This window comes from Betaproteobacteria bacterium (assembly GCA_009693245.1).
Lineage (GTDB): Bacteria > Pseudomonadota > Gammaproteobacteria > Burkholderiales > SHXO01 > SHXO01.
This window is the reverse complement of sequence record SHXO01000033.1, coordinates 20,338-31,430: the sequence shown is the minus strand read 5'-3', so window position 1 is coordinate 31,430 and position 11,093 is coordinate 20,338. Positions and strand designations below refer to the sequence as shown.

The 11,093-nt window shown below is 59.7% G+C and carries 13 protein-coding genes and 1 pseudogene; 8 read left to right on the top strand and 6 right to left on the bottom strand.

Annotation, left to right across the window (positions count from 1 at the left end):
* Positions 1-500 precede the first annotated feature (500 nt).
* Positions 501-953, top strand: a complete 453-nt coding sequence (tadA, locus tag EXR36_07375; protein ID MSQ59453.1) for a tRNA adenosine(34) deaminase TadA — start codon at positions 501-503, stop codon at positions 951-953.
* A gap of 63 nt (positions 954-1,016) precedes the next feature.
* Positions 1,017-1,757 carry a glucose 1-dehydrogenase gene (locus EXR36_07370; protein ID MSQ59452.1) on the top strand — a complete coding sequence of 247 codons (741 nt, stop codon included), beginning with the start codon at positions 1,017-1,019 and terminating at the stop codon, positions 1,755-1,757.
* 4 nt (positions 1,758-1,761) lie between these two features.
* On the opposite strand, the pseudogene mtnA reads toward EXR36_07370, so the two are convergent.
* The 3 genes and pseudogenes from mtnA to EXR36_07355 all read right to left on the bottom strand — a co-directional run bounded on the left by mtnA (position 1,762) and on the right by EXR36_07355 (position 4,292).
* Positions 1,762-2,790, bottom strand: a pseudogene (gene mtnA / locus EXR36_07365) (S-methyl-5-thioribose-1-phosphate isomerase).
* Positions 2,787-3,329: a hypothetical protein gene (locus EXR36_07360; GenBank protein MSQ59451.1), complete on the bottom strand. Its 543-nt coding sequence runs from the start codon at positions 3,327-3,329 to the stop codon at positions 2,787-2,789. The pseudogene mtnA and the gene EXR36_07360 overlap by 4 nt, the downstream one beginning before the upstream one ends.
* Before the next feature lie 30 nt (positions 3,330-3,359).
* Positions 3,360-4,292, bottom strand: coding sequence for a hypothetical protein (locus tag EXR36_07355; GenBank protein MSQ59450.1), 933 nt, complete (start codon positions 4,290-4,292; stop codon positions 3,360-3,362).
* Between the two features lie 54 nt (positions 4,293-4,346).
* On the opposite strand from EXR36_07355, the gene EXR36_07350 reads away from it, so the two are divergent.
* Entirely contained in the window at positions 4,347-4,775 is a 429-nt protein-coding gene (locus EXR36_07350) for a GNAT family N-acetyltransferase (GenBank protein MSQ59449.1), read from the top strand.
* On the opposite strand, the gene EXR36_07345 is transcribed toward EXR36_07350, so the two are convergent.
* Genes EXR36_07345 through EXR36_07335 form a run of 3 tightly spaced genes read right to left on the bottom strand, consistent with a single transcriptional unit; the run spans position 4,754 to position 6,814 of the window.
* Positions 4,754-5,551, bottom strand: coding sequence for an NRDE family protein (locus EXR36_07345; GenBank protein ID MSQ59448.1), 798 nt, complete (start codon positions 5,549-5,551; stop codon positions 4,754-4,756). The two genes, EXR36_07350 and EXR36_07345, sit on opposite strands and share 22 nt — an antisense overlap.
* Positions 5,542-5,973, bottom strand: coding sequence for a DUF4936 family protein (locus EXR36_07340; protein MSQ59447.1), 432 nt, complete (start codon positions 5,971-5,973; stop codon positions 5,542-5,544). The genes EXR36_07345 and EXR36_07340 overlap by 10 nt, the downstream gene beginning before the upstream one ends.
* Positions 5,822-6,814 (bottom strand): folate-binding protein, encoded by a 993-nt coding sequence (locus tag EXR36_07335; GenBank protein ID MSQ59446.1) that lies wholly within the window; start codon positions 6,812-6,814, stop codon positions 5,822-5,824. Before EXR36_07335 ends, EXR36_07340 begins: the two co-directional genes overlap by 152 nt.
* 57 nt (positions 6,815-6,871) lie before the next feature.
* On the opposite strand from EXR36_07335, the gene EXR36_07330 reads away from it, so the two are divergent.
* From EXR36_07330 to EXR36_07310, 5 genes are all read left to right on the top strand, one after another.
* Positions 6,872-7,318, top strand: coding sequence for a hypothetical protein (locus tag EXR36_07330; protein ID MSQ59445.1), 447 nt, complete (start codon positions 6,872-6,874; stop codon positions 7,316-7,318).
* Between the two features lie 157 nt (positions 7,319-7,475).
* Positions 7,476-8,075: an RNA polymerase sigma factor RpoE gene (gene rpoE, locus EXR36_07325; GenBank protein ID MSQ59444.1), complete on the top strand. Its 600-nt coding sequence runs from the start codon at positions 7,476-7,478 to the stop codon at positions 8,073-8,075.
* 1 nt (position 8,076) lies between these two features.
* Entirely contained in the window at positions 8,077-8,574 is a 498-nt protein-coding gene (locus EXR36_07320) for a hypothetical protein (protein ID MSQ59443.1), read from the top strand.
* Positions 8,571-9,557 (top strand): hypothetical protein, encoded by a 987-nt coding sequence (locus EXR36_07315; protein ID MSQ59442.1) that lies wholly within the window; start codon positions 8,571-8,573, stop codon positions 9,555-9,557. Before EXR36_07320 ends, EXR36_07315 begins: the two co-directional genes overlap by 4 nt.
* Before the next feature lie 35 nt (positions 9,558-9,592).
* Positions 9,593-10,978 carry a DegQ family serine endoprotease gene (locus EXR36_07310; GenBank protein MSQ59441.1) on the top strand — a complete coding sequence of 462 codons (1,386 nt, stop codon included), beginning with the start codon at positions 9,593-9,595 and terminating at the stop codon, positions 10,976-10,978.
* Positions 10,979-11,093: the final 115 nt, after the last annotated feature.

The following is an 11,093-nucleotide window of genomic DNA, read 5'->3' as shown; positions in this document are numbered from 1 at the left end:
AGCTTTGGCCTCCCTTGACGCGCTTCACCGCCAGTTGCTTGAACTCTGCCGTGTACTCCTGCTTTGGTAGCTTCTTCATCTTCAATCCCTCCAGTTCGTCCAGAATAAACTCCTACTCTTGGAAGACGAAATTTCGGGGGAAGCTCACTTTGCGCTTCGAGGCTTTTTATCACATAGATTCCAAATGCTCTACTCTACAATGCTGAATTATTAGAGGTGCCCTTATGTCTTTATTAGTGAGGAATCGGAGCCCCATGTCGATCTTGAAACCGTCCCAACCGCGCCCGATTTAGCTCTCCCGAGATGGGCAGCAATTTTATTTTGACGGATCACCGAGGGGCGCCACTTGATTCTGCCGCAGGGCAAACGGTGGTTCTTCTTTTGTTTGTAACTTGCTTGTTGCGTAGGCGTGTGCTTCTGTTTCTGTTCCGGCTTGGCCGACTTAGGTAGAGATAATAGTAGGAGAGGCAGTGGAAGATAACGATTCCGACCGGCATTTCATGCTCCTGGCCCTGGCGTTGGCGGAGAACGGAGCCGGGCGCTTGGAAGTTCCCGTTGGGGCAGTGATAGTGCGGGAGGGCGTGGTTTTAGGCGAGGGTTTCAACCAACCCGTGGGAAGTCATGACCCTACGGCGCACGCCGAAGTCATCGCGCTACGGGCGGCGGCGCAATTCGCCCAAAATTACCGTCTTCCCGGCGCCACCCTCTATGTGACGCTCGAACCTTGTGCGATGTGCGCGGGGGCCATCATGCATGCGCGCATTGCGCGGGTGGTATTCGGAGCCTCCGATCCGAAGACGGGTGCCTGTGGGAGCACGGTTGATCTCTTTGCCGATGCCAGCTTGAATCACCATGCCAGCGTGACGCGGGGTGTGCTCGCCGGGGAATCGGTGGCCTTGTTGCAGCGCTTCTTCGCCGGGCGCAGGGGAGAGAGCCAGCGTGTCGAGAAGTAGCGATTGTGCGCCGCCGCGCGATTCTTTACAGTGCGGCGTTTTGTCCGAGGAAAAGCGAAATCAATGAGACTAAAAGGGAAGGTATCCATCATCACCGGCGGTGCCCGCGGGATTGGCGAAGCGACCGCCATCAAGTTCGCGGCCGAGGGTGCCAAGGTAGTGGTGTGCGATTTGGACCAGGCAAGTGTCGGCACGCTGGTGCGGAAGATTACGCAAGCGGGCGGCGAGGCGGCCGGTTTTGTGGTCGATGTCACCCAGCCCGCCACTATTCAGACGATGGTCGATGGCGTCATGCAACGCTTCGGGCGCGTGGACGTGCTGGTCAATAACGCGGGCATCGTCCTGGACGCCCAGCTCACCAAGATGGCCGATCACCAGTTCGACAAGGTGATCGACGTTAACCTCAAGGGCGCCTACAACTGCGCGAAGGCCGTGGTGCACATCATGGTTGAGCAGGGGTCGGGAGTGATTTTGAATGCGTCGTCGGTGGTGGGCCTGTATGGCAATTTTGGCCAAACCAACTACGCCGCCAGCAAGTTCGGCGTGATCGGCATGGCCAAGACTTGGGCCCGTGAGCTGGGGCGTAAAGGCATTCGCGCCAACGCGGTGTGCCCAGGGTTCGTGGAGACGGGCATCATCGGCTCCATTCCCGATAAGGTGTTGGCGGCCATGCGCGCGCGCGTACCGCTGGGGCGTTTGGCGAAGCCTGAAGAGATCGCCAACACTTATGCTTTCCTCGCCTCGGATGAGGCCAGTTACATCAATGGCGCGGTAATTGAGGTTGGGGGCGGAGCGTGGATCTGATTCATTAGGCGTGCCAACGAGATAAGGTGCTCCCGAAAGGCGGCTTAATAACGCCTTTCTCCGTGATGATGGCGCTGATCAACTCCGCTGGCGTCACGTCAAAGGCGGGGTTTCGCACCTTCACCCCCTCGGGGACCCAGCGCTCCGCGCCATAGCCCGTCACCTCCGCGGCCGCGCGTTCCTCGATGGGGATGGCGCTACCATCCTTGAGTTTCGGATCGATGGTGGAGCAAGGCGCGGCGACGTAGAAGGGAATTGCGTGGCGAGCAGCGCACACCGCATGCACGTAGGTGCCGATCTTGTTGGCGGTGTCGCCGTTGAGCGCGATACGGTCGGCGCCCACGATCACCAAATCGATCTCTCCCCGGCTCATGATATGGGCCGCGGAATTATCGGGGATGAGCGTGACGGGGATGCCGTCCTGCATGAGTTCCCACACCGTAAGGCGTGCTCCTTGCAACACGGGGCGGGTTTCGCATGACGTCACGGATAATCTCTTGCCGCCCTCGATGGCTGAGCGTATGACGCCTAAAGCCGTGCCATGCCCCGCGGTGGCCAAGGCCCCGGCGTTGCAGTGAGTCAAGATTCGCGCTCCCTCTGGAATGAGCGCGGCGCCGTGGGCTCCCATGGCGCGGTTCATTACTAGGTCTTCTCGCAATATAGCGTGAGCTTCGGCCAGGAGTTTTTCCGCGAGGGCCGTTGCGGCGCCCGGCTGTTCCCAAATTCTTCGTTGCCGGTCCAGTGCCCAAAATAAATTCACCGCCGTGGGACGGCTGTTCGCCAACGCATCGTGGACCTTGCGCAGAATGGAAGGTGCATCTCCGGGGGCCGCCACGCACGCAGCCCCGGCAAGCGCCATGCCGTAGGCCGCCGCGCATCCAATGGCCGGTGCACCGCGCACCACGAGGTCCTTGATCGCTTGCGCCACGGTTTCGGCCTTACTGAAGCGCACGTATTCGACACGGTTGGGGAGTGCGCGTTAGTCCAGGAGTTCGAGCGCGCCGTCGCGCCAGCGTAGGGTGTCGATCGTCATTCTCGCATGAGCATTTTGAGTATTCGAATTTCATCGGGCCCCACGGCGATGCTCCGGATGTTCGCCGTGGAAGGAAGCGGCCTCGCCGAAAGGCAAAGGAGTTTTCCGCCGAAGGGCGCGCATTCGAGCAAGGGCATGAGGGGTTCCACACATGCGCGCTGAGAGGGCTCCACCACCAGTGCGTCCAACCCGCCCCACTGGGAGACGATGCGCTCCGGCGAAGAATCCTCCAGAAGATTGACGATGACAGCGCCGCTTTTCGCCAGCGTCTCCCTCAGGGATGCGGCCAAGGAATGATCATCCAATGCCATTCCCAAGCAGGTGCCGCGCAGGGGTTCGTGCCGCCGTTCGAGAATACGCCGCTCGAAGCCGACATAATGAATCTCGGCTTCCAGGATGGCTTGGGCGGGAAGACCTTGGTAGCGGTCGTGGGCGCTGGCGCGCGTCATGATTTCGCGGCCGTGGCGGAAGATGTCGCTGGTAATGTCTAGATAGTCCGGCCCGAAGCCCAGCACCAAAGCGCAGAAGGCTGCATCCAAGACCACTCGTGGTGCCGATTCGGAGGCGCCCTAAGCGCCACCCGTGTACCGTTCATAAGCCGTGGCGTAGCTCGCGACGTCGCGGCCAAGCATTGGCGTGCGCTTGATGAAGACCGCGTGCTGCGGCGTGGCCGGACCTTCTTGCAACAGTTGCGCGAGGTCCGCGCGGCGTGCGAAGGCCAGAGTCCGTGCGTCGTTGTGCAGACGTGCCAGGATGGGAAACCCGGCGGCGCGCGAGATGTCGCGGCGTAGCAGTGCGATTTCTTGCGCGCTCCATCGTGGAGGGGCGTCGTCGCCAGGGAGATGCCACGCGCCGTGTTCGGCAAGATAGGTTTCCGCCCGTCCGACCAACTCGATCATGTTTTCGTACGCCTCTTTGGCCGAATCGCCAAAGGCGAACACGCCGTGCTGCAAGATAATGAGGCCCACGGTGCGGGAGGTGTGCTCTTTCTCGAAAACCTCGAAAGCGGTCTTAGCCAAGCCGAATCCAGAGTGCCTGAACGGCACCAGGGGCGCCAGATCGCCAAAAATCCGCCGTGCGATGGCTTCACCGTTTTGCGTATTGGTCACCGCCAGGATGGCATCAGCGTGGGTGTGTTCCACGAAGCGAAAGGGGAGGGCCGCATGCAGGAGCGTTTCGATGGAGGGCTTGGGCCGGCCTGGTTCCAGCACGCAAGGCGCCAGGGCCGCCATCATCTGCTCGTTGCTCAATTGCCGTTGCTGGAGGAGTGTCTGCACGGGCTGAACGGCGAGCGGGGTGAAATCGCGCTCGGTAACCTGCGCCAAGTCCGAGCCGCTACCTTTTACCCAAAGCGTTTCACCGCCAGGTGTTTTCAGCGAGGTGTTACCCCCGCCATGCAGCACCAAGGCGGGATCCGCGCCCAGCAATCGCGAGGAATAGGCGCGCAAGGCGAGTTCGCTCGTGCATTGCGCAGCGTGTTCGTCGTTCCAGCGGTTGAACAAGGGCGAGTGGAGGTGGGTGAGACGGGGCCGAAGGCGAAAATTATAATGGGGTCCATGACGATACCCTACCGAATTCTAGTGGCCGATTGGAGTGCCGACCGAGACAAGTTGCGCGCCCTCCGCGAAACCGTGTTCGTACAAGAACAAAAAGTGCCAGTGGAATTGGAGTGGGACGAAGAGGACGCGCGCTGCATTCACGTGATGGCCGAAACACAGGATGGTAAGGTCATCGGCACCGGGCGCCTGTTGCAGGATGGGCACATCGGGCGTATGGCGGTGTTGCAAGCCTGGCGTAGGAGCGGAGTGGGGAGTGCCTTGATTGTGCGATTAATGGAGCTTGCGAAGCAGGCGGGGCACGCGGTGGCGCGCTTGCACGCGCAATCCTACGTGGCGGAGTTCTACCGGCGCCATGGATTTGCCGCGGAAGGAGAGGAGTTCATGGAAGCGGGTATTGCCCACAGCTATATGAGCCGTGTTCTGTAATTCCGCTGGGACGCGAACTCCATGAGCCGGAACCGGCGCTCGCCGGTGCACTGGCCGGCGCTGTCGAAACAGCGCTCCGCGAAATCCAGATGACCTTCGCGGTCCACGACGATCACTGTGGAGGCGCGTGTTCCGTACGCGGGCGTATGAATGAATGCCGCGGAGAGTTTTCTCTCCCAGTCGAGAGGCACGCCGGTTTGGGGTAAATGGTCATCGGGGGATTGCGCGCGATCCGTCAAGAGATCGAACAACCCCCCAATGAGTTGCTCGCGCGAGCCTTCGAGTTGCGCCTGGAACTTTTGCTTTCCCGCCTCGACCTTGGGCCACGGACTATCGAGAAGATGATTGCTCAACCCGTGGATACCAGGCGTAACGGCTTGGTATTCGGGCATTCGGTTGGAGGAGTAATGCAGGCTTTGCGAGTCCCATAGCAAGAGGTTGAAGCCGCCGTACTCGGCTTGCACGGGTGCTAAAGATTGAATTTGTTCCTCCCCATTTAGATTCGAGCCAATGTAATCGCTGACCAGATGACCGCGCGACCGGTGTGCAGCCTTGGGTTGGCCATCGCGGAAATTGGTCACCGCCGCAAGCTTGCCTTGCCGGCTCACGGCGAGCCAGGAACCTCCAGCGGCCAAATCACGCCCGCCCAAGATGGCGGGGTTGGAGGGCCAGAATTCGGCCGGGGCGCTCGGGCGTTCGTGAAATTCGTCGCGGTTGCCCGCCAGCACCAAAGGGTAAGCCGGATGAGCGTGGTATCCAAAGAGAATTAGGCACATGACACGAAGCGTTCGGCCTTGCGCGCGGCGCCCGTTTGAAGAAGCCGGGCGAACTCGCACGATTGCACCGCACCGGCGAGCGCTTGCTCGAAAGCCGTCTCATCTGGAACGTCCTCGTAGATTTCCATCCAAAGTAGTGGTTCCTCCGCTCTGCGCAGGCAGCGTCCTTTTACGCCGGTGAGCGTATCAATGCGCCCGATCATCGCTCGCACGACTTCGCGGGTCCTGTCCACGCAATCCTGGCGGACTCGGTAGTAGATGTAATAGGAGCTAGCCATCACCCTGCCCGGGCACTGTGTAGGGGAGGGGGCGTGGTTCAAGCAGGGGACCTTGCGCGCTGCCGAGATGGAGGTGCTCCCCTTGCGCGGGTGTCTGGAGCACCGCGAGTAGCTCGGTGGTGCCTTGCGCCCCTGGAACCGCATTGATCACGGTGCCCACGACAGCCCCATCCTGGGAGAAGATTGGCGAGCCGGGCGCGATCGCTTCGCCGGGGGTAGCGCCATAACGAAATAGGCGGCGTTTGACTTGGCCCAGGTGCTGGCTGCGGGCCACGATCTCCTGGCCAGGGTAGCAACCCTTGGTGAAACTTATCCCGCCCAGAATTTCCAAATTGAGCATTTGCGGTACGAAGGCGTCTTGCGTCTGAGGTTGCACCCACGGCTCGCCCTGGGCGATTGCCAGGCTGTCCCAGTGTGCAGCCGGTTCAAGATGGCCCTTCCCTTGCATCGCGGCCAGGAAAATCTTGGCGTCCCGCGCAGGGGCGGCAATCAAAGCGCGGCCATCCCTCAGCCACAGCACCTCCAACGTGCTTTGCCGGGTCAAGGCAAATTCAGTCCATGGTTCGAGAAGGCCCAGAGTGGCTAGAAGAGTCGCGTCTTCGCCAAAGCGAATGCCCAATAGAACCGTACTATCGCGCTCATCTTCTATCACCACCTTGGAGCGCAGCACGAACATCCGAAGGCGCTTCGCGATGCCAGAGGCTAGGGCTTGCGGCAGCACAATGCGATAGGCGTCCCCGCTCGCCCAGAGCAGAAAGTTGGCGAGGACCCTTCCCTTGGCGGAACAATAGGCACCCCAGGTCCAGCGATCGAAGGCCAAGCCAAGCACATCACAGGTGAGTTGGCCTTGCAGGAAGGCGCCTGCGCCGGCACCGGTAACCCGTAGCACGGAGAATTGCGTGATATCGTTGAACAGCGAGGGCAACGAAGGGCCGCCCGGTGTGCTGGTGTGGCTGGCGAGAAAATCGGCCGATGCGGGATTCATGGATTCTTGGAAGGAGGGGGTACGTATTGTGAACGTTCCACAGGGAAAATTATACGAGTGAGCCCTATCGCGTTGGTTCCATCGCGATTACTGGCCGCGTGGCTGTGTGTGGGCCATGTCGTCGTGGCCGCTTCCGTAATCCATGCGCAGCCAAACTTGCTTGGGCTGGTACTCACCCTCGTCGCAGGATTGAGCCTCTACTGGAGCTTGGGGCGCCATGCGATGCAGTGGTTCGCGCGCGCTCCGGTTTCGCTTCGGATCGCCCCTGATCATGCGTTCGTCGTGGGGCTGCGCGGGGGCTCTGAGATTCAAGGACGGGTGCAATCCGGAAGTTTCGTGCACCCATGGATTACCCTGTTGCAAGTGCGCCCCGCTGGCTCATGGTGGTCGTATCACGTCCTATTGGTACCCGGTTGCGCCGGAGCCGCTGAATTTCGCACGCTGCGCACGTGGCTGCGCTGGACTCCGGTGGCGAAACAAACCCAGGATGAGGGTCCGCAATGAACTTCCGCGCGGGTCTCATTGTCTGTGGCTTAGCGGCGATGGCCGTCTTCCGGTGTGGTGGCGCAGGTATACTTTGCCAGCGCGACCTCCGTTAACGTACCCGTTGGCAGAGCAATTCGCGCTTTTTTGTTGAGGAAGACTCGAACAATAGTGCGAAATGAGTGACCGCGAAGTTGACCAACAACTGGTCGTGCGCGCGCAACGAGGAGACAAGCACGCCTTCGAGTTGCTCGTCGCGAAGTACCAGCGCAAGCTCGCGCGGCTACTGTCGCGGTTTATTCGCGACCAGGCCGAGGTGGAAGACGTGGCGCAAGAGGCGTTTATCAAGGCTTATCGCGCGCTGCCGTCTTTTCGCGGCGATAGTGCCTTTTATACTTGGCTCTATCGTATTGGTATCAATACAGCCAAGAATTATTTGATGTCGTTGGGCCGCAGGGCGCCCACGACCACGGAATTCGATAGCGAAGAGGCGGAAGGTTTTGAAGACGGAGAGTTGCTACGAGAGGTCAATACACCCGAAAGCGAATTGCTTACAAAAGAGATTGCGACAACCGTGAATAGGGCGATGGATGCGCTGCCCGAGGAATTGCGCACCGCCATCGTGCTGAGGGAAATAGAGGGTTTGAGTTACGAGGAGATTGCGCAGGCTATGAACTGTCCCATCGGAACCGTGAGATCGCGGATATTTCGGGCGAGGGAATCCATAGCCGAGCAGCTAAGGCCGTTGTTGGACGTAGGCAAGGATAAGAGGTGGTGAGATGGAAAAACTCTCGGAATTGATGGACGGTGAATTGGATTCTCGCGAAGCGCCGGACTATATCGGGCGAATGAAGTCGGACCCAGCGCTCAAGGAAAAATGGAACTTGTACCATTTGGCGGGCGATGCCATTCGCAAGGAGCGTGTGCTCGCGAGCCAGATCTCCGCCAAAGTCAGCTTACGGCTAGCGCAAGAGCCCACTATTTTGGCGCCGCCAAGGCTAGTGCCTCAAAGAACGGTTCGCTATGCTTTATCCGCGGCCGCCGGATTGGCCGGTGTCGCGGTGGTCGCTTGGGTGGCCTTCAGCGGCGCGCCAACGAATTTTGCCCCGGCGCCGCGCGTGGAAGTAGCGGTACAGACCCAGCTTGCGGTCCCGGCACCCGTGGTGCAGGCTGCGCAGGAAGCGCAGGTCGAGGACTACCTCCTTGCTCACCAGTCCGTGTCGTCCTTCAGAACCATACCATATGTGCGCGCCGCCGCCGTGGGCGAATCTAAGTGAAAGATAGGGGGCCAGTATTCCAGGGTGAGCGCTTCGGCGCCACTGCGTTTCTCTTGTTGTTTTCCTCGGCGGTGCTGGCCGCCGAAGCCGACCCAGCGGCGGCGTGGATGGAGAAAATCGCGAAGGCGGCACGCCAACTCAATTATTCCGGGACTTTCGTTTACCAGCACGGAGAGCAGGTGGAGACTTCTAGGATCTCTCACTACGCGGACCGTTCAGGCGAATATGAAAGACTCCTCACCCTTGACGGCCCGAAGCGCGAAGTCATCCGGATGAACGGCGAGACGTATTGCCTCGATCACGACAACCGTGTACTGCGCAGGGAGAGACAGAGCGGGCGGCCCATGTTTCCGGCCTTTCTTCCGGAACAACTGGCGCAGGTAACCGACTTTTATGATCTTAGAATGGGAATTTCAGAGCGCATCGCGGGCTACGATACGCAATCCATCTTATTGGAACCCAAGGACGGCTTTCGTTATGGCCACAAATTATGGGCTGACGTGGCCACCGGCTTGTTGCTCAAGGCCAAGCGCCTGAATGAGCGCAAGGAAGTGTTGGAGCAATTTACCTTCACGCAACTCGATATTGGCGCCATGGTGACCCGCGAGATGACCAAGCCCAGCGTGGAGGCCGGGCCTAATTGGCGCCGCGATAGCGTGTCGGCGGAATCCGCTTCCTCGGAAACCGGCTGGGCCGTGAAGAGTTTTCCTGCGGGCTTTCGCAAAATCGTGGAGATGCGCAGGACCAAGGAAGGAAGCAATGGCACCGTCACTCATATCGTATATTCCGACGGATTGGCCTCGGTTTCGATTTTTATCGAGCCCACGTCTCTCAAACGCCGCCCCATGGAGGGATTGATGCGTCACGGGGCCATGAACATCATGTTTCGGCCAGTCCCGGATCATATGATCACCGTCGTGGGGGAGGCGCCTTCCGCGACCATATTGCAGATTGGAAATTCCGTCATTCAGCAAGGCCGTTAACGGCCTTTACCTAAATCTCCACCGAAAGGAAATCAATGATCAAGAAGATTGTGCTGGTTGGCCTGTTCTCTTTTCTGAGTCACGGCGCCGGCGCGCAGTCGCGCGAACTTCCGGACTTCACGGACCTGGTGGAAAAACAAGGCGCCTCCGTCGTGAACATCAGCACGACGCAGACGGTGAAGACCAATGTGCCGCCCGGGGCTGAAGACGACCCCTTCAACGATTTTTTCCGCCGCTTTGGCCCGCCACAGCCCCGCGAATACGAGGCGCGCTCCCTGGGATCGGGATTCATCCTCAGCTCGGACGGTTATATCGTGACCAATTCGCACGTGGTCGAGGCCGCTGACGACATCACCGTGCGCCTCACCGACAAGCGCGAATACAAGGCGAAGGTCATCGGCGCGGATAAGCGCTCCGATGTGGCTTTGCTCAAGATTGAAGCGACGAATCTACCGGCGGTCAGTGTGGGCGATCCCAACCGCTTGAAGGTGGGCGAATGGGTCGTGGCCATCGGCTCGCCTTTCGGTTTCGATAGCACCGTGACCGCGGGGATTATCAGCGCCAAGGGACGCTCGCTTCCGCAGGAGAACTTTGTCCCTTTCCTGCAAACGGACGTAGCCATCAACCCAGGTAACTCCGGGGGGCCGCTATTCAACATGAAGGGCGACGTCGTGGGAGTGAATTCCATGATCTACAGCCGCACCGGCGGGTTCATGGGATTGTCCTTTGCCATTCCCATCGACGTCGCGATCGACGTGGTGCAACAGCTCAAAACGAACGGGCGCGTGAGCCGCGGGCGTATAGGGGTGGTGATCCAAGAGGTCACGAAGGAACTGGCCGAGTCCTTCGGATTGCCCAAGGCCAGCGGTGCTCTTGTCAATTCCGTGGAGAAGGGTGGCCCAGCCGATAAGGCGGGGATTCAGCCCAGCGATGTCATTTTGAAGTTCGACGGGAAGGACGTGGCTTCCTCCAACGAGCTTCCGCGCATCGTGGCCATGACCAAGCCTAACTCGAAAGCCAGCGTGCAAATTTGGCGTAAAGGCGAGGCCAAGGAGCTATCCATCGTAGTGGGCGAGGCTCCCGACGACCGCGCCAAGAAACCCGCGCCCGCCACGCCGGGTAAGAATAGTTCCCTGGAGAACCTTAACAAGGCGGGCTTGGTGGTGACGGAATTGAGCGCGGACCAGAAAAATGAACTCAATATCTCCGAAGGCGTGTTCGTCGAGGACGCGAAAGGTGCCGCCGCCAAGGCAGGCATACGGCGCGGAGATGTGATTCTGGCGGTGAATAACCAGGAGATTTCCACGGCCGAGCAACTAGACCAATCCCTCAACGTCAAGGAAGGGCCGCGGACAGTCGCTTTGCTAATCAAACGAGGAGAAGGCTCCTTGTATGTTCCCCTGCGCATCGCGGCCAATTGAGTTCCCTCGCATGAGGGAGTCGTCGTAGAGCGAAAACTCATATAAAATCCGCCGATTAAGAAAAGAGGGCGCCTACAGGGTGCCCTCTTTTAGTTCCGGCACAACGTGCATCCCA

Excerpts from the sequence above, each read along its gene's own strand:
- rpoE (MSQ59444.1), top strand. The coding sequence starts at position 7,476 with ATGAGTGACCGCGAAGTTGACCAACAACTGGTCGTGCGCGCGCAACGA.
- EXR36_07340 (MSQ59447.1), bottom strand. The coding sequence starts at position 5,973 with ATGCGGTTCCAGGGGCGCAAGGCACCACCGAGCTACTCGCGGTGCTCC.
- EXR36_07310 (MSQ59441.1), top strand. The coding sequence starts at position 9,593 with ATGATCAAGAAGATTGTGCTGGTTGGCCTGTTCTCTTTTCTGAGTCAC.
- EXR36_07370 (MSQ59452.1), top strand. The coding sequence starts at position 1,017 with ATGAGACTAAAAGGGAAGGTATCCATCATCACCGGCGGTGCCCGCGGG.
- EXR36_07320 (MSQ59443.1), top strand. The coding sequence starts at position 8,077 with ATGGAAAAACTCTCGGAATTGATGGACGGTGAATTGGATTCTCGCGAA.
- EXR36_07345 (MSQ59448.1), bottom strand. The coding sequence starts at position 5,551 with ATGTGCCTAATTCTCTTTGGATACCACGCTCATCCGGCTTACCCTTTG.
- EXR36_07350 (MSQ59449.1), top strand. The coding sequence starts at position 4,347 with ATGACGATACCCTACCGAATTCTAGTGGCCGATTGGAGTGCCGACCGA.
- tadA (MSQ59453.1), top strand. The coding sequence starts at position 501 with ATGCTCCTGGCCCTGGCGTTGGCGGAGAACGGAGCCGGGCGCTTGGAA.
- EXR36_07335 (MSQ59446.1), bottom strand. The coding sequence starts at position 6,814 with ATGAATCCCGCATCGGCCGATTTTCTCGCCAGCCACACCAGCACACCG.